The sequence below is a fragment of the Marinobacterium arenosum genome, from assembly GCF_019795155.1.
Taxonomy (GTDB): Bacteria; Pseudomonadota; Gammaproteobacteria; order Pseudomonadales; family Balneatricaceae; genus Marinobacterium_C; species Marinobacterium_C arenosum.
Genome location: NZ_JAILYN010000014.1, coordinates 47,386 through 65,970, shown reverse-complemented (window position 1 = coordinate 65,970; position 18,585 = coordinate 47,386). Strand labels below are relative to the sequence as shown.

The window sequence follows — 18,585 nt, the reverse complement described above, 5'->3', positions numbered from 1 at the left end:
GTACCCGATCGCCATGACCAACAGTAAATGGCCATCCCCGGTTCGCCCGAAATTATCCGGTTAGCAAATTGATAATTCAAGTAACCGTTTTTTAGCGGATTGGCGGTGAATAATATTAGGAAAGCTGCGAACAAGTCCCTTATGTTCTCTATGGCTATACCAGCGGCGGCTGTGCCAGCCGGCAGCTGGCGCGCAGACTGTGCTTGACCGAGTACATCGCCGCATCGGCCCGGGCGAGCAGCTCTTCGGCGCTTTCCTCGGGATCTGTGTAGCGGGCGATACCGATACTGGCGCTGATGCGGATCTCCTGCTCGCCGATCAGGAACGGTTTGTTGAGCAGCTCCATCAATTTCATGGCCAGTTGACTGGCACCCTCCTCGCTGGAGTTGTCGCTGATCAGCAGGAACTCGTCACCGGCCAGCCGCCCGAACAGGTCGCTGTCGCGCAGCATCAAGCGAACCCGGTTGGCGAATTTGATCAGCAGTTCGTCGCCGCTGAGCCGGCCATAGGTTTCATTGATCCGCTTGAAATCATCCAGGTCGATATAGAACAGCGCCGGCGTGCAGCTGTGGCGCACCGCCAGCTTCTGCAGGGTGCGAAGCTGTTCCAGCAGCATGCTGCGGTTGGGCAACTGGGTTAATGGATCCTGGCTGGCCAGCTGGCTCAGCTGTTGCTGTGCGGCATCATGTTGCTGGATCTCCCGTTTCAGCCGGCGTCGCAGGCTGACGATCGCCACCAGGCTGGCCAGGGCGATCAAACCGACGGTCGCCGCTGCCAGCAGCCAGGGCAGCCAGCCGCGCAAATCAGCAGGCTTGTTGGCGGCATAGAGGAAACCCTCCAACGGTTGTCGTCCGGCAATCAACTGCAGCTGCAGCAGGGTCGATTCGATCTGCTGCCAGCGCTCCGGGCTCATATGACCGAGTTCAATCGAGCCGGGCATGATCATCTCGCGCAACATGTTCAGTTCATAGCGGGAGTGGTCGCGCGACTTGGCGACCGGATAGTGCTGTTCCAGCAGATCCAGCGCCGCTTCCGGATGCTGCAACGCGTAACGCCAGCCACGCAAGCTGGCGCTGCGGAAACGTTCCACCTGTTGCGGTGTTTCCAGCAGTCGGCGTTGGCTGGTGAGCAGGATATCGCTGTAGAAATCGATGCCGTAATCGCGTGGATTGAGCACCGTGTAGTCGATGCCCGCCTGCTCCAGAGAGTAGGGTTCATTGGTCAGGTAGGCGCTGAATGCATCGGTACGGCCGTCGATCAGACCCTGCAGGTTGATAGAGCTGGCGGTCAGTGTGAGCCGATCTTGATCGATACCCTGGAACTTCAGCAGTGCCATGATCTCCGGGGCCTGGCCGTCGGGGAACAGTGTCACCCGCTTGTCGATCAGGTCGCGCACGGTGTTGATCCGGCTGTCCTTGCGGGCTAGCAGGATCGACGGCGAGTGCTGGAACAGGGCGGCCAGCGCCACCAGGGGTTGGCCGCGACTGTACGCCACCAGGGCGTTGCTGTTATCGACGGCAAAGTCGGCCCGGCCCTCCATCACCTCCTGCCAGGGGACGATCGCCGGACCGCCGGCGCGGACCTCCACATCGAAGCCGGCTTCGCGGTAGAAGCCCATCTGCTGGGCGGTGTAATAACCGATGAACTGGGCCTGGTGCAGCCAGCGTAGTTGCAGCACCACCCGTTCGGTTGCCGCAGCCGGCTGACACAGCCAGGCGCAAAGCACCAATATGCTTAGAACCAGTGGTGACGCTCTGCTGGCATCCATTGTAGGCTGGAGCCTCCGTCAATCTGTCGCGGACAGGGCGGCTGACAGCATGCCGCGGCAGAGGCCGGCGGCATCAGCCTGGCGCGTTTTGCTGACGGGTAACCCGGATATGCGTTCCAGCGAGCAGCAAAACTGCGCAAAGACTTCTTAAAGTTTGAGAGGAGATCGGCCCAGATGCAACCAATGATGCTAATTACCGGCGGTAGCCGGGGGATAGGCGCCGCCACGGCAAGGCTGGCGGCGGCACGCGGCTACCGGGTCTGTATCAGCTATCGCCGCCGCCGGGATCAGGCGCAAGCAGTGGTGGCGGAGCTGCGTTCGGCTGGCGCTGAGGCCTGGGCGGTACAGGCGGATGTTGGTTGTGAAGCCGAGGTGCAGAACCTGTTCGCCGAGCTGGACCGGCTGCCAGGCGAGCTTCGGGTGTTGGTCAACAATGCCGGCATCCTGGAGTCGCAGGCCCGGCTCGAGCAGATCGATGCCGCTCGCCTGGAGCGGGTGTTGCGCACCAATGTGATCGGCAGCTTTCTTTGTGCCCGCGAGGCGGTGCTGAGGATGTCTACCCGCCACGGCGGCCGGGGCGGGGCGATCGTCAACCTGTCGTCCGGGGCGGCCCGGTTGGGGGCGCCCAACGAATATGTCGACTACGCCGCTTCCAAGGGGGCGATCGACAGTATGACCATCGGCCTGGCCAAGGAGGTGGCCGACGAAGGGATCAGGGTCAATGGCGTGCGCCCCGGGCTGATCTACACCGAGATTCACGCCGATGGCGGCGAGCCCGGCCGCGTCGACCGGCTGAAAGGGGCGGTGCCGATGCAACGTGGCGGCCGGCCGGAGGAGGTGGCCGAAGCGGTGCTCTGGCTGGCCTCCGATGCCGCAGCCTACACCACGGGCAGTTTTATTGAGGTGACCGGCGGCCGTTGAGGCGGCCGCTATATCGAGCATCAATTTTCCGCCGTTGTTTGAACCGGCGTTCAATTGCGGCGCCAATCGGGCTAAGCTGGGGTATCCGTTCGGCGCCGGTCGACGCCGGAGCCGTCGTATCGATTAAAGTCACAACAGGATGTGCAGCATGCTATCAGGGAGCCAGAAACGATCGATCCCCAGGCGGTGTGGTTTATCTTTGCTGCTGTTGTTCGGCCTGTTAATTGGCAATCTGTCGTTTGCTCAGTCAGCGACCCCATTGCGGTTGCAGTTACCCTGGAAACACCAGTTCGAATTCGCTGGTCACTATGCGGCGATCGAGCAGGGCTACTACGCCGATGAAGGGTTGGCGGTCGAGTTGCGGGAGATTCAGCCGGGGCAGTCGCCGGTTGACGAAGTGCTCAGCGGCCGGGCTCAGTTCGGTGTGGTCAACTCCGAGCTGGTGCTGGACCGCTTGCAGGGCAAGCCGGTGGTATTGCTGGCGAATATCTTCAAGACTTCACCGCTGGTGCTGCTGACCCAGCCGGATATCCTCAGCCCCCAGGACCTGCGCGGCAAGCGGGTGATGGCCTCGGCCAAGGAGTTGGAGTCGGCCCCCTTTGCCTCGATGTTTCGCTATTTTGGCCTGGAGCCGGATAGTTTCGAGCAGGTCGCGCACAGTTACGATCTCGAGGCATTTCTGGCCGGCGAGGTGGATGCGGTGACGGTATTCCTGTCCAACCAGATGCACCAGGTTCGCAGCCAACAGATTCCGCACAGTATCCTCAATCCGTCCAGCTTCGGCGTCAGCGCCTACGATGACAACCTGTTCAGTTCCGAACATTTTCTGCGTCAACATCCCGGGCTGGTCGAAGGCTTCGTGCGCGCTACCCTGAAAGGTTGGCATTACGCGCTGGATCATAAGGAGGAGCTGGTCGATCTGATCCTGCGTAAATACTCGCAGCGTAAGAGCCGTGAAGCACTGCTGTTCGAAGCGCAGGCGCTGGAACGACTGACCCTGCGCCAGAGCTTCAAGTTGGGTTCCATCGATCCGCAGCGGATCGACAGCCTGGCCGACCTCTACGTGTCGTTGGGCAACGTCGCCAGCAAGGGCGCCCTGCAGGGCTTTATCCGGCCACCGCAGCAACCGTTGGCATTGACGCTGGAGGAGCAGCAGTTCCTGGTCCGCCATCCGGTGATCCGGATTGCCCAGTACCCTTACGGGCCACTGCTGATCGGCCGCCAGGGTAAGCCGGATGGCTACGCCATCGAGTTTCTTAAACTGCTGGCAGCCAAGGCCGGTCTGCAGCTTGAGTTCGTGACGGACAGCCGGCCGTTGCAAGAGTTGCAGGCCGTCCCCCCGCAGCTGGATCTGGTGCCGACGGCGGGACTCCCGGCTGCCGCCGGCGCGTTGCTGGGCAGCCCCTACCTGGAGCTGCGCAGTGGCTGGGCGGTCCGTAGTGGCCTGAAAGCGCTCGAAGGGCTGGCCGACTTGGCCGGCATGAGGGTGGCAGTGGTGCATGATGGGCCCTATGCGGCACTGCTGGCGGCACAGTACCCGGCGGTCCGGCTGGTCGATTGCCGCGATATCATCGACTGCCTGGAACGGACTGCCAGTGGCCAGGCCGATGCGGTAATCGATGCGCTGCCGGTACTGGAATACCATATCCGCAAGTACGCCATGCCGGGGCTGGCATTGAAGGGGGCGTTGACGGAACCGGCGTTGCGGGTCAGTGGCCTGCGCCTGGCCAGCCGTGCCGATTGGCCGCAACTGCATTCGATCCTGGAGAAAGCGCAAGCGTCGCTGGGCGAGGATGAGCTGGCGGTGCTACGCAAGCGCTGGTTTGGCCAGCGGATACGGGTGTCGGACCGGTTGACTCTTAGTGACTGGGAAAACAACTACCTGCTTAACCGCTCCTCGTTGCACTATTGCGTCGATCCCGACTGGTTGCCGTACGAAGGGATCAGCCCCGAAGGAGAGCATATCGGCATGACCGCCGATTATGTCGCGCTGTTTCGCAAGCTGTTGAACGTCGAACTCAAGCTGCTGCCGACCAGCAGCTGGTCACAGTCGCTGCATTCGGTCTATGACCGTGACTGCGATCTGTTGTTGAGCGCCGCCAAGACCGCTGCCCGTACGCGCCATCTTTATTTTACCGAGCCTTACCTGGAGGTGCCGTTGGTGGTCGCTACCCGTGATGACCAGCTGTTCATCGACGATATGAAGTCGGTACTCGATAAGCGCTTCGCGGTGATCATGGACTACGCCTGGATCGATCTGCTGCAGCAGCGCTATCCACAGATCCAGCTGGTTCAGGTGGACAATATCCGCGAAGGGCTGCAAAAAGTCAGCAGCGGCGAGTTGTTCGGCTTTATCGATGGGGTGGTGCCGATCGCCCGCGCCATCCAACAATATGACCTGATCAATCTGAAGATCGCCGGCAAGACCGATATCAGTGTGCAGTTGTCGGTTGCCTTGCGTAACGATGCCGCTGAACTGTTGTCGATCTTCAACAAGCTGATCGGCGCAATCAGCCCACGCGAACGGGAGGCGATCCTGCAGAAATGGGTGGCGGTGCGCTACGAACGGGGCTTTGACTACAGCCTGATGTGGCAGATCCTGGCGGTACTGGCGGTGATCGGTTCACTGCTGTTCTATCGCCACCTGCTGCTGGCTCGTCAGGCGGCGGAACTGCGCCGGGCCCACCAGGCGTTGCGCGAGGCCCATGCCGAGATTGCCGAGCAGAACCGCAACCTGGCGCAACTGTCGACCACCGATACCCTGACCGGCCTGAGCAACCGGCTCAAGCTGGACCGTGAATTGGCCGGCGAGGTGGTTCGCGCCGAACGTTACCAGCGGTCGTTGTCACTGTTGCTGATCGATATCGATCACTTCAAGCAGGTCAACGACAGCTTCGGTCACCAGACCGGCGACGAGGTGATTTGCCGGGTGGCCGATGCGCTCAATACCCATGTACGCGAGGCTGACGTGGTCGGCCGTTGGGGCGGTGAGGAGTTCCTGGTGCTCTGTCCCGAGACCTCGTTGCAGGCCGCATGCGGACTGGCGGAAAAGCTGCGCCGGCTGATCGAGGCCTGCGACTTCGCCATCGCCGGCCAGTGTACGGCCAGTATCGGTGTCGCCGCCTGGCGCTACGGCGAGGCGCCGGACGAATTGATGAAGCGTGCTGATGATGCGCTCTACCTGGCCAAAGGCCAGGGCCGCAACCGGGTGGTCTGCGAAGATAAGCTGGAGCGGGAGGCGCTGGAGCTGGCCGATGAGCAGCATTGAGCCGCCGCCTTCACGCAGCTCTCCCGGGTACCGCTGGCCATCGAGATCGACCCGCTGTGCGGCATCCTCCTCGGTTAGCCGCCGGTCGCTTCGGTCAGTGCGTCGAGCGCCGCCAGCGATTGCCGGTAGAGCCGCTCGCTGATGGCCCATTGTTCGTAAAGCTGTGCGCGGTTCACCTCGTCTATCGGTTGGACGGCCAGGCGTTCCAGTTCGCGGCCGGCCTGGCTGACGGCCCGTAGTCCGAAGTTGGCGCTGGCGCCGGTCAGGGTATGGGCCAGTTTCTTGATAAGCGGATAGTCTTCAGCGGTCAGGGCTTGCTCGAGCTCGGCCAGCAACTGCTCCGCTTGCTGGCGGTACTGTTGCAGCAGGCCGTTAAAGCGTTCTTCGCCCAGCAGTTGGCGGTGCTGGGCCAGCAGGGCGCGGTCCAGCAGTGGCTCGTCATCGGCCGTCTGTGGTTGGCCCACCTGGTTGACTGTCGCCTCGGCCGCGGGCAGGGGCGCGCTGCGGTGGGTGGCCAGCAGGCGGTGCAGTTCGTCATACTGCAGCGGCTTGCCGAGCACCCCGTCGATACCGGCGGCGTAATAGTTATGCACTTCAGCCTCGGTGATCGAGGCGGTCAGCGCGATGATCTTCACGCCGGCGCGTTCGGGATCGGGATGCTGGCGCATCCGCCGGGTGGTTTCCATGCCGTCCATATCCGGCAGATGGATATCCATCAGCACCAGGTCGAAGCGGTGGTCGGCGTGCAGCGATAGGGCGGTGTAGCCGTCGTCGGCGATGGTGACCTGGTGGCCGTCGCTGCGCAACAGCCCGTCGGCCACCTGCTGGTTGATCGCGTTGTCCTCCACCAGCAGGATCTCCAGTGGCTGAATCGGTCCGCTCGTGGCGGCTGTCGGACTGATCGACGAACACTGCTCGGCCAGCGGGTAGGGCAGTTCGAACCAGAACATGCTGCCTCGGCCGGGCTGGCTGACGACGCCGATGCTGCCCTGCTGCAGCTCGACCAGTTTCTTGCAGATCGATAGCCCCAGGCCGGTGCCGCCATAGCGCCGGGTGATGGTGGAGTCGGCCTGCGAAAAGTGCTGGAAGATCCGTTCGAGGGCTTCGTCGGCGATGCCGATGCCGCTGTCCTCCACTTCGAAGCGGACCCTGGCCCGTCGTTCATCGCCAGCCAGATGTTTGACACGCAGGGCGATGTGGCCCCGCTCGGTAAACTTGATCGCGTTGGCGCACAGGTTCATCAGTATCTGGATCAGCGCGCGGCGATCGCCCAGCACCCGCGCCGGTAAGTGGCGGTCGATCCGTACGATCAGTTCCAGCTCCTTGTCTTCGGTCAGCGGTCGCAGGATCGCCTGCATCTCGTCAATACACTGGCGCAGCTCGAACGGCGCCAGCTCGAGTTCCAACTGGCCGGCTTCCACCTTGGTGAAGTCCAGCACGTCGTTGAGGATCGACAGCAGCGACTGGCCGGACTTGTAGATCGTCTGTACCTGCTGTTGCTGCTGTGGGTCGAGCGGGCCGCGCAGCAGCAGCTGAGCCATGCCGAGGATGCCGTTCATCGGCGTGCGGATCTCGTGGCTCATGGTGGCCAGGAACTGGGACTTGGCCTCGCTGGCCGCCTCCGCTTTCTGCCGCGCCAGCACCGCCGCCTGGCGGGCGTGCCGCTCGCTGATATCGCTGATCGAGCCCTCGTAGTAGAGCAGTTGCTGCTGCTCGTCCCGTACCTGGCGGGCCGAGATCGACACCGCCACCGGGCTGCCGTCGGCACGCAGCCAGTGGGTTTCCAGGTCGCGCACCTGGCCGTCCCGTGCCACTTGATCCATGAAAGTGCGCAACGCGTCGGCATCATGGAAGCACTGGCTGCCGATATCGGTGATCGCCCGCAGGAACGCCTCCGGGCTGTGGTAGCCCAGCAGCCGGGCCAGCGCCGGGTTGGCCGAGATGAAGCGACCCTCTGGCAGCGCCCGGAAGATCCCCTCGACCGCATTCTCGAACAGCGAACGATAGGCCTGTTCCGACTTTTCCAAGCTCAGGTAGAGCTTGGCGTTCTCGATCGAGATCGCAGCCTGGGCCGACAGGATCTGTAAGGTCTCCAACCGCTCGCGGGTGAATACGTCGCGGCTCTGCTTGTTCTCCAGGTAGAGCAGTGCGGTCAGCTCGCCGTGGTAGAGGATCGGCAGGCAGAGCAGCGAGCGCGGCCGCTGCCGGCGGATGTAGGGGTCGGCCATGAACATCTCGTGTTCCCCGGCGTCGCCGAGCATCACCGCCTCCTGGGTACGGGCGACGTAATGCAGCACGCTGAGCGGCAATCGTTCGCCGCCCCGGTCCAGCGGCAGTCCGCTGAAGAAATGCGGCTCACCGTCCAGGCCGGCCTCCGCTTCGATATGGAGCTGCTGCTGTCGGTTCAGCACCAGCAGGGCGCGCTGGCCGCCGGCATTCTCCAGTGCCAATTTCATCAGCCGGCCGAGCAGCCGCTGCAACACGATCTCGTCGGCGATGGCGTGCGAGGCCTTGATTACCGAGGCGATATCGAACGCCTGGTTGCTCAGCGCACTGCCGCGATGCTCTGGCTGCCGTTCCGGGCTGACCGGTGGCGCCGGGCTGGGCGGTTCGAAGTCGACCGGGTAGCTACGCCGCATCTGTTGCAGTTTGGCTTCCGCGCCCCAGCGCCGATAACTGCGGTAGGCCTCTTCCAGATAGCTGCGGGCAATGGTGGGCTTGCGCCAGTCCAGATAGAGTCGGCCGGCCAGCTCCTGGCCAAGCGCCTGGCTCAACGGAAAGCCGTGCTTGCCGGCCAGCTGGATCGCCCGGTCGTAGAGGTCCATCGCGTTGCTGAATTTACGCTGTGCCCGGCACAGCTCGGCCTCGATCAGGCAGGCGTGGTGCAGGTGGTTGGCCGGGCAGTGGCGCGCCCAGCGGCGGATCGAACTCAGTAACGAGCGGATCCGGTGCAGCCGGGTCGGCTGCTGAAGGATGCCGGTTTGCGGCAGCACCGCCAGCAGCGCCAGCGCCTGGACGGTGCGGAACAGCGGCGTGGTGAAGGTGCCGCCGATCGAGCTCAGATGGGCTTCGCCCCGCTGGCAGTGGTCGACCGCCTGTTGCGGTTCGCCGAACAGGTAACAGAGCAGCGCCTTGTAGAAATGGTGTAGGCAGACTGCGGTCAGGTGGTGACTGGCGTGGTGTTCCGCCAGCATCGCATCCTCCTGGTAGAAGCGACCGTCCAGCCGGCTAGGCTGCTGGTTGTGGCCGCGCAGGTTGTCGACCGCCTGCAGGACGAAGCGGGAGTATTGCTGCGACTGCTGTTGGCCGGCCTGGGCCAGCTGCTGGGCGAACCCTTCCAATTGCGGCTGCAGGGCCGCCAGGTCGTTGCTGAGCGGCAGGGCGTACTGGATGTGGGCCGCCAGACAGTAGGCGCTCCACTCCAGGTCGCCTGATTCCAGCGCCAGCTGGTGGCCCTGCAGCAACCCCTCCAGGCAGTGCTGCAGTGGCTCTTTCCAGTGGCGGATATAGGTGTTGTGCAGGTAGAGCGTCTTCGGCTGGCCGGTACGCGAGGGTAGTTGGCGATCCACCTCCATCGCCAACTGGCCGAGCCGGTAACCCTGTTCGATCCGCTGGTACTGGCCGCACAGCACGCCGCCGTAGCCGGCCAGCGCCTGGGCAGAACCGGCCGCCAGGCCGTGGCGCAGGGTCAGCTCCAGCTGGCGGGCCATCACCAGCGGGCGCAGTTCGGAGCTGGAGAACTTGATCACTCCGAACATGCTGGCCATGATCGGCAGCGCTGCCGCGATGGCCGGTTGTTGCAGCGGCCCGGCCTGCAGCAGCCGTTGCGGCCGGCTACCGCGCAGCAGCCAGCGCAGGCGCAGCTGGCTGAGCCGGAGCTGCCAGCGGCTGGGGTGGCGGGGCAGTTTGATGCCGAGCAGCGCCAGCAGCTGCAGGGCGGTCTCCAGCGCCTGCTCGAAACGGTTGCGGGCGACTTCCGCCTGGATGCGGATCTCGTAGACCCGCACCTTGTCCATCAGCGTGTCGGCCTGTGCCAGCACCTGCTCGATATGCCGCTCCATCTCATCGAAAGCGGCATTGCTGTAGGCAGCTTCGGCGGCGTTGCTGTGCAGCGCCAGCGCCAGCCTGTAGTCCCGCTGCCAGCCGTCAGCGCCGAGCAGCCGCAGCCCCTGCTGGAAATACTCCAATGCGGCGGAGAAGGCGGCCGCCTCCCGTGCCCGGTTACCGGCCTGCAGGTTGTAGCGGGCCAGCGCCTGGTGCTCTGCGTCGCTCTCCAGCAGTTGCCGGGCCAGGTTCAGGTGGTTGCAGATCTCGAAGATACGGCTGTCGATCTCGGCCTCGTTGAGGCGCTGCTGCATCAACCGGCCGATGGTCAGGTGCAGCTGCTGGCGCTGCGCCCCCGGTACCAGCGAGTAGGCCGCCTGTTGCACCCGGTCGTGCACGAAGCGGTAGCGGGTCCGCTCGGCACCGGGGTGTTGGGCCAGCCGATAGTTGTCGTCCAGCGGGATGATCAGCCCTTCGGACAGCGCCCGCCAGAGGTCGGCGGCGGTCTGCCGGGGGCTCTGCTGGTGAACGATCGACAGCGAACGCAGGTTGAATGGGCTGCCCAGGCAGGCGGCCAGTTGCAGCACCCGCTGGGTGGCGCTCGACAGCCGCTGGATCTTGCTGACCATCAGCTCGACCACGTTGTCGGTCATATCCTTGTCGCGGATCTGCGCCTCGTCCCACTGCCAGCGGTCCTGCTGGAAGCGGATCAGGCCGTCGTCGTGCAGCGCGCTGAGGAACTGGTTCAGGAAGAACGGGTTGCCCTGGGTCTTGGCCATGCAGATCTGCGCCAGGCTGCGGCATTGTGCCGCGTCGCAAAGCAGAGTATCGGCCACCAGCCGGTTGACCTGGCCCAGTGTCAGCGGTTCCAGGGTCAGCTGGTGCGGTGGCGGCGAGCGCTGAGCGAGCCGTTCGATCAGCAGTTTCAATGGATGGGCCGGGCCGACCTCCTGGTCACGGTAACTGCCGATCAGCAGCAGGTAGGGCAGCGGCTGGTGCCGCACCAGGCTCTCCAGCAGGTTCAGCGAGGCCAGGTCGGCCCAGTGCAGGTCATCGAGGAACAGCACCAGCGGTCGCTCGGCGCTGGCGAACACCTGCAGCAGCCGCTGAAACAGCAGCGAGAAACGGTTCTGATCCTCGGTTGGTGGCAAGCGCGGTGCTTCCGGCTGGTCACCGAGGATCAGCGCCAGTTCCGGCACCAGTTTCAGTAGCACCTGGGCGTTGCCGGCCAATGCCGCCAGCAACTGTTCGCGCCACTGGTCGATCCGCGCCGGCGGCTCGGTCAGCAGCTGGCGGACCAGGCTTTGCAGCGCTTGCAGGATCGCCGAGTAGGGTCGGTGGCGCTTGAACTGGTCGAACTTGCCGCCGGCAAAACTGCCGCCGTGAGCCTGGATATGCTGGCGGATCTCATGCACCAGCGCCGATTTGCCGACCCCGGCGTAACCGCTGATCAGCACCCACTGCTGACGGCCGTCGGCGACCTGCTGGTAGTGACTTACCAGCTGCTGGATGGTGGCGGCACGGCCATACAGCTGCTGCGGTATGGCGAATCGCTGCGAGCGGTCGTGACGGGCGATCTGGAACGGCGGCAGTTGGCCGGTCTGTTGCCAGCTGTTGAGGCAGCTCTGCAGGTCCTGGCTGAGGCCGAAGCTGGACTGGTAACGCTGCGCCGCGTCCTTGGCCAGCAGTTTCAGGATGATCTGCGACAGTACCTCCGGCAGCGCCGGATTGAGCCGGTGCGGCGGCGCCGGCTGTTTGGCGATATGACAGTGCACCAGTTGCAGGCTGTCGTCGCCGCTGAACGGCGGCTGGCCGGTCATCAGCTCGTAGATGGTGGCGCCGAGGCCGTAGTAGTCGGTGCGGTAGTCGATCGCCCGGCTGATCCGGCCGGTCTGTTCCGGCGCGATATAGGGCAGGCTCTCCGCCGCCAGCCGGGTGTCGTGGGCCTGCTCCCGCTCCAGCAGGGTGGCCTGGGCGAAGTCGATAATCTCCGGCTGGCCGTTGTCCGGGTTGACGATGATGTTGTCGGGGGTGATCTGCTTGTGGATGATGCCGGCGTCATGGAGCCGGCCGATCAGTTCGCTGAGTCGCAGCAGGATCGGCAGCCACTGGTGCCACTGATAATTGCGCTGCTGCAGCAGACTGCGCAACGAGACGCCACCGTGATCCCGGAACAGGGTGACCAGCGTCTGGTCGAGGTGTTGCTGGCCGAGTGGCCGGATCACGCCGTCGATATCGAGCCCGGCCAGCACCTCGTACTCATGCTGGAAGCGGCTCAGCTCCTCGGCGTTGAGCCGGTCCCGGTTCAGCTGCTTGACGATCACCGGCAGCCGGTCCTCCAGCCGGATCGCCCGCCAGACGGTGCAGGTGCGACCGCGGTAGATCTGCGCCTGCAGCTGGAACCCGGCCAGCGGCTGCACGGCTTACTCCAGCATCCCGGCGAACATGTAGCCGGCGCCGTGGGCGGTTAGGATAAAGTGCGGATCGGCCGGGTTGTCGCGCAGTTTGCGCCGCAGCCGGCCGATCAGCACATCCACCGAACGGTCGTTGGGGGTCCATTCGCGGTCGTGGATCGCATCCATCAGCTGGTCGCGCGACAGCACCTGGCCGGGATGACCGATCAGGGCGCTCAGCAGCTTGAACTCACCCTCCGGTAACCGATCGCTCTGCTGGTCGGGGGCGATCAGCAGCCGCTTGCTGCCATCCAGCAACCAGCCTTCGAAACGCCAGCTGTTCGGCTGGCTGACGGTTGCCGGCTGGCGACCGTCCTGTACCCGCCACAACAGGTTCTTGGCCCGCACCAGCAACTCGCGCGGGTTGAATGGTTTGGTGACATAGTCGTCGGCGCCCAGCTCCAGGCCGACGATCCGATCGATATCGTCATCCTTGCTGGTCACCAGAATGATGCCGACCTTGGAGACGGCGCGCAGCTCGCGGGTCAGCGTTAGGCCATCCTTGCCGGGCAGGTTGATATCCAGCAGTACCAGGTTGATCTGTTCGCGCTCGACCTTTTCGACCAACTCGTCCGCCTGCTCGGTCTCGCTGACCCGGTAGCCCTCCTTCTCGAAGTAGCTGGTCAGTAGCGAGCGGGAAGCGAAATCGTCTTCGACGATCAGGATATGACTGCTGGTGGGAATGTTTGACATAGGGGGCTGCGGTACAAAACTGATTCAACCAGTCTAGCAACTGGCCGGGGGCGGCGGAAGCGCTGCTAGTCGTTCAGTGGGTGAATAAAAAATCATTTTAAAACAATGGGTTGATTTTGTGATTTGGTGGTTGTTTACATCTGGTTACAACAGCCCACAACTTCGCACAAAAGCGGGAAACTTAATTTACACCGTCCGCTTAGCGTAGTTCGGGAACCTGCGAATAAGTCCCTTATGTTCTCTGCGGGCTCTAGAACGGCCAAATGCGCGAAAGGCAGCGCAGCGGAATGACGCGTCCTTTCCAAGCTGCCTGACAAAGCAGATGGCCGTTATAGAGCCCGCCCTTCGGGGCTTTCGGAGCGATCAGAGCTCTGCGTTAACGATTTACGTCCGGCCGGCGCGCCGGGGACAACCAGTACGTCTGTAATCGTTGCCTTGATCTCTGACCGCTCCGAAAGCCAGAGGCCCAAAGGACTTGTTCGCAGGTTCCTTAGCACACCAAAAGCCAGTGCTCGGTAGCCGGATCGCCCGTGCCGCTTGTCGCTACCTACTAAGCTAAGCGCACGGATCCCTATTGGTGGTGAGGTGAGTAACCCAAACGAAGTCATACGAAGGAGTGATGGCCTTGAATAACAACAAGACTAAGCGCGCACTTCTGGGGAGCGGTGCGCTGGCGCTGCTGGGGTTGGCGGCTGTGCCGCTCCCTGCCCAGGCGTTGGATGGTGCCGACATCATCCGCCAGCGCTGCCTGGCCTGTCATAGCGAGACAGGTGATGCGGCAGCGCCGTTCTCCCGTATCAGCGAACAGCGTAAGACGCCGGAAGGGTGGATGACCACGCTGAACCGGATGCAGAGCCAGCGTGGCCTGGAGATCTCTGTCGAGGAGAAGCGGGCGCTGATCAAATACCTGTCCGACAACCAGGGGCTGGCGCCGGCCGAGACGGCTGAACACCGCTACCTGCTGGAGCAGACCCCGAACGTGGTCGATAACCCGGCGCCGGCCTATGCCGAGATGTGCGCCCGCTGTCACTCCGGTGCCCGTTTTGCCCTGCAGCGGCGTAGCGAGGATGAGTGGCGTAACCTGGTGCACTTCCACATGGGCCAGTTCCCGACCCTGGAGTTTCACGCTCTGTCACGTGACCGTGCCTGGTTCGATATCGCGTTGAATGACACCGTGCCGCAGCTGGCAAAAGAGTTCCCGCTGCAGAGTGCGGCCTGGCAGCAGTGGCAGCAGGCGGAAAAACCGAAGCTGGCCGGCAGCTGGGCGGTTGCCGGCTACCTGCCGGGCAAAGGGGCGTTCGACGGCCGGCTGACGGTACGTGACAGCGGCGACGATCGCTATTCGGTATTGATCGAGGGGCGCTACGCCGACGGTTCACCGCTGTCCGGTGGCGGCAGTGCGGTGGTTTATGCCGGTTACGAGTGGCGTGCCAACCTGACCGTCGACGGTATCAAGATGCGCCAGGTACTGGCGGCATCCGAGGATGGCAGCCGCCTGCGGGGGCGTCAGTTCCAGCGCAATGCCAATGAGATCGGCGGCGAACTGACGGCCGTGCGGGCCGACCGGCCGGCGATCCTGTCCGTGACACCGTCCTATATCAAGCACGGCGAAACCCGTCAGATCACCCTGGCCGGCAGCCAGCTGGGCGGCAAACTGGCGTTGGGCAGCGGACTCGAACTGCTGAAAGTGATCGCCCGTAGCGACAGCCGGGTGACTCTGCTGGTGCGGGCGGACGCGAATACCGAGGTCGGCATGCGTACCTTGCGGGTCGGCAAGGCGACAGCCGAACTGGCGCTCTATGATGCGCTGGCGCGGGTCGAGATCACCCCCGATGACTCGATCGCCCGGGTTGGCGGCAATGGTGGGCCGATTCCGAAAGTGCGCTCTAGCTACCGTGCGCTGGGTTATGCCGCCGGTGCCGATGGCCAGCCGGGTACCGATGATGATCTGCGGCTTGGCTATATGCCGGCCAGTTGGAGCCTGAAGCCGTTCGACGAGATCGCCGAGCACGATAACGACTTGAAGTACGCCGGCACCATCGATGCCGACGGCATCTTCACGCCGGGCGATGCTGGCCTGAACCCCGAGCGCAAGATGTCCACCAACAACGTCGGCAACCTGACTGTGGTCGGTACCGTGCAGGATGGTGACAACGCGGTCAGCGGCGAGGCCCACCTGCTGGTGACGGTGCAGGATTTCGTCAAATCCCCGCTGCAATAAGCGATAGCAACCTCGGACAGAACAATAACAGGAGAGGTGATTATGGGTGCTCTGACACTGGTCGAGCCGAACCTGCATCTGGTCGATGTGGATGCGCGCCGGATGCTGTTCCATGTGCCGTCCAGCAGCCTGTTCGAACTCGATGGCCTGAGTCGCGAACTGCTCGAGCTGTTCAGCGAACAGCCGCAGGTGACCGCCGGCATGATCCGCCAGCGGTTCGACGGCCGGTTCGCGCCGGACGAGTTGATGGAGACGCTGGAGGAGTTCAAGTCACTGGAGATCGTCCGCGACAGCGGCGGCGTGGCGCGTTACAACCCGAAGCCGAAACCGGTCAAGAACTTCCCGCTGACCACGGTGGTGCTGAACGTCAACACCGGCTGCAACCTGAGCTGCACCTACTGCTACAAGGAAGACCTGACCACCCCGTCGGCCGGCAACAAGATGGCCTACGAGACGGCGGTGCAGTCGGTCGAGATGTTGCTGAAGGAGTCGCCCAACCAGCCGCGCTACAACGTGGTGTTCTTCGGCGGCGAGCCGCTGACCCACATGCCGGTGATTCGCCAGGTGGTGGCTTACTGCGAGCAGCGTTTCGCCGAGCTCGACGCCCAGGTCGACTTCACCATGACCACCAACGCCACCATGCTCAACGAGGAGCTGGTGGACTGGTTCAACGCGCACCGTTTCGGGCTGACCGTGTCGATGGACGGTCCCAAGACGATGCACGACAAGAACCGGATCACGGTGGGCGGGCAGGGCACCTACGACGTGGTGCGCCAGAAGGTGCGCATGCTGCTGTCGCGCTACAACGCGCGGCCGGTGGGCTGCCGGGTTACCCTGACCCGCGGCATCACCGACGTGGAGACCATCTTCGATCACCTCTATCACGAGCTGGGTTTCAGCGAGGTCGGCTTCGGGCCGGTCACCTCCGGCGATATCGCCGACTACAACCTGACTGCCGACGAGATGGTCGAGGTGTTCGCTGGCATGAAACGGCTGGGCCGCCAGTACCTGGCAGCGGCGCTGGAAAACCGCAACCTGGGCTACGGCAACATGCACCAGCTGATGACCGACATCCACGAGGGCAACAAGAAACAGCTGCCCTGCGGTGCCGGCGTCGGCCTGCTGGCGGTAGATACCGAGGGTGGTCTGAACCTCTGTCACCGCTTTACCGGCTCCGAACAGCCGCTGTTCGGCGATGTCAGCAGCGGCATCGACAAGCCGGCGCTGGCCGAGTTCGTCGAAACCCGTCTCGATCGCAGCAACACCGGCTGCGAAACCTGCCGGATTCGAAATATCTGCTCCGGCGGTTGCTATCACGAAAGTTACGCCAAATACGGTGATGCGACGGTACCGTCCTACCACTACTGCGACCTGCTGCGCGACTGGGTCGATTTTGGGGTGGAGGTCTACTCGCGCATCATGGTCGAGAACCCGGCGTTCTTCGACACCTACGTCTCTCCTAGAAGGAGCGCTTGAGATGAAGCACCTTAAGTCATTCAACAAGAAAGCAATCATGCTCGACCAGGCGGTCGCCGACGGCAACGCCGAAGAGGTGGTCGCCATGCAGTCGATCGTCGGCTGTACCTCCACCAATGATCCGGGCTGGGAAGTGGACCCGTTCGGCGGCCTCGGCTCGCTGTGCCAGCCGATGGAGTCGGACCTGTACGGCTGTGCCGACGCCTGCTGGTGGCCGGCCCAGGTGCCGGACACCATGAGCACCCATCCGAACTGGTCCCAGGATGTCGCCAAGGCGAACCAGGACTGGCGCAAGCTGGACAGCATCTTCCCGGAAGATGAGTAACGGAGGCCGAGCAAGATGAGATTGAACAACCTGACCAAGCGTGCCGGACTGGCGCTGACCCTGGCCGGCAGCGCGCTGCTGGCCGGCTGTGCCGGCGGCCTGAAAACCGCGTCGATGGATGCCCACGGTCACGAGTATATCCTGACCTCCAGCCGGCCCAATCAGCTGCACGTGATCGACGCCGAGACCGATCAACTGGTACGCAGCTGCGACATTCCGGGGATCTTCGGTTCCAACTCCATCGTGTCGTCGCCGGATGGCCGGATCGCCTATGTGCTGACCAACAAGTGGGAGGATGTCTACGGCTTCGATATCACCAACTGCGAGATGCGGTTCTCCGCCAAACAGTCCTACAAGAACGTGCAGATCAAGAGCATCATCTCGCTGGCGGTCAGCCCGGACGGCAAGGAGCTGTATACGGTGCAGAATCCGGTGGTCAAGCATCGCGACCGGTTCGAGGTGCAGCAGCCACGGCTGGCGGTGTTCGAAACCGCCGACGGCCTGAACGCCAAGCCGAAGCGGTTCTTCCCGGTCGACCGGCGGATCACCAAGATCGGCACGCTGGACAGTGGCGGGGTGATCCTCGGCGGTGCCGACCTGAAGACCATCGACCCGCAGACCGGCGAGGTGAAATTGCTGAAGGCGCTGCAGAACTGGCAGCGGCCGGCCGACCAGTGGGTGCCGCCCGATGCCTTCGCGATGCAGGCTCAGGGTGAGCACGTCGGCGAGTACATCCTGCCGTACTTCACCATCAAGTGGAACGGCGAGCCGGGCGACATGGAGCAGGCCGAGTTCTGGTGGGGGATGAACCGGATCGACCTGGCGTCCGGCGAGATCGAGTCGCAGGAGATCGTGCCGTTCGAGTTCATCTTCTTCAACCTGGTCACCGATCCGAACGACCGCGATATCGTCTATGGCGCCTTCAATAACCTGTCCAAGCACAATGTGAAGGAGCGTCGTACCCTCGCCACCGAAGATCTGGCGCACACCTACTACACCATCAACATGACCCGTGATGGCGGTAAGATCTACGTCGGCGGCACCTCCAGCGATATCTCGATCCACGATCCGAAAACGCTGAACAAGATCGGCAGCATCCAGTTGCCGGGCGATATGTCCACCGCCGACCTGCGGATTGCCAAGCTGATCGAGTAGTGTCAGGGTAACCCCTTGTTTGCGTGCTGAAAGGGGCTTCCGTTGGAAGCCCCGTCTTAGCTGTAACGCTGTTCGGTGAATTGACTGTAGGGTTGACTTCAGTCGACCAGGAGCCCGCAGGGCTCCACAACCACCGGCGGCGGTGGCGCACTGATACCCAAAGGGCACACCGAGTAGGCCTTACAAGGCTATGCCACTCCCGATAGGGGCTTTGTTCAAATCGCAAAGGCAAATTGCTTTAAGTGAACAGCATTACGCCTT

General features: G+C 63.3%; 9 protein-coding genes. 6 read left to right on the top strand and 3 right to left on the bottom strand.

All coding sequences use genetic code 11. The features are described 5' to 3' along the window. Positions 1 to 154: 154 nt before the first annotated feature. Entirely contained in the window at positions 155 to 1,768 is a 1,614-nt protein-coding gene (locus K6T12_RS08515; protein ID WP_222221421.1) for a GGDEF domain-containing protein, read from the bottom strand. A gap of 174 nt (positions 1,769 to 1,942) precedes the next feature. Here K6T12_RS08515 and K6T12_RS08510 point away from each other — a divergent pair, with 174 nt between their 5' ends. Then, positions 1,943 to 2,689: an SDR family oxidoreductase gene (locus tag K6T12_RS08510; RefSeq protein ID WP_222221419.1), complete on the top strand. Its 747-nt coding sequence runs from the start codon at positions 1,943 to 1,945 to the stop codon at positions 2,687 to 2,689. Between the two features lie 259 nt (positions 2,690 to 2,948). Continuing rightward, entirely contained in the window at positions 2,949 to 5,957 is a 3,009-nt protein-coding gene (locus tag K6T12_RS08505; RefSeq protein WP_222221417.1) for a diguanylate cyclase, read from the top strand. A gap of 74 nt (positions 5,958 to 6,031) precedes the next feature. Here K6T12_RS08505 and K6T12_RS08500 read toward each other — a convergent pair whose 3' ends face one another. Together K6T12_RS08500 and torR are read right to left on the bottom strand one after the other, a co-directional pair. Continuing rightward, positions 6,032 to 12,421: an AAA family ATPase gene (locus K6T12_RS08500; RefSeq protein WP_222221415.1), complete on the bottom strand. Its 6,390-nt coding sequence runs from the start codon at positions 12,419 to 12,421 to the stop codon at positions 6,032 to 6,034. 3 nt (positions 12,422 to 12,424) lie between these two features. Further along, positions 12,425 to 13,147 (bottom strand): two-component system response regulator TorR, encoded by a 723-nt coding sequence (torR, locus tag K6T12_RS08495; RefSeq protein WP_222221413.1) that lies wholly within the window; start codon positions 13,145 to 13,147, stop codon positions 12,425 to 12,427. A 619-nt stretch (positions 13,148 to 13,766) separates the two neighbouring features. Between torR and peaA the strand changes: the two genes are divergently transcribed. From peaA to peaD, 4 genes are read left to right on the top strand one after another with little or no spacing between them, the layout of a single operon-like run. Then, positions 13,767 to 15,368 (top strand): quinohemoprotein amine dehydrogenase subunit alpha, encoded by a 1,602-nt coding sequence (peaA, locus tag K6T12_RS08490; protein ID WP_222221411.1) that lies wholly within the window; start codon positions 13,767 to 13,769, stop codon positions 15,366 to 15,368. Between the two features lie 42 nt (positions 15,369 to 15,410). Then, on the top strand, positions 15,411 to 16,844 hold the full coding sequence (peaB, locus tag K6T12_RS08485; RefSeq protein ID WP_222221409.1) for a quinohemoprotein amine dehydrogenase maturation protein: 1,434 nt from the start codon (positions 15,411 to 15,413) through the stop codon (positions 16,842 to 16,844). 1 nt (position 16,845) lies between these two features. Continuing rightward, entirely contained in the window at positions 16,846 to 17,169 is a 324-nt protein-coding gene (qhpC, locus tag K6T12_RS08480) for a quinohemoprotein amine dehydrogenase subunit gamma (protein WP_222221407.1), read from the top strand. Between the two features lie 15 nt (positions 17,170 to 17,184). Continuing rightward, the gene (peaD, locus tag K6T12_RS08475) at positions 17,185 to 18,324 is read left to right on the top strand and encodes a quinohemoprotein amine dehydrogenase subunit beta (protein WP_222221405.1); all 1,140 of its coding nucleotides are present in this window, start codon (positions 17,185 to 17,187) and stop codon (positions 18,322 to 18,324) included. Positions 18,325 to 18,585: the final 261 nt, after the last annotated feature.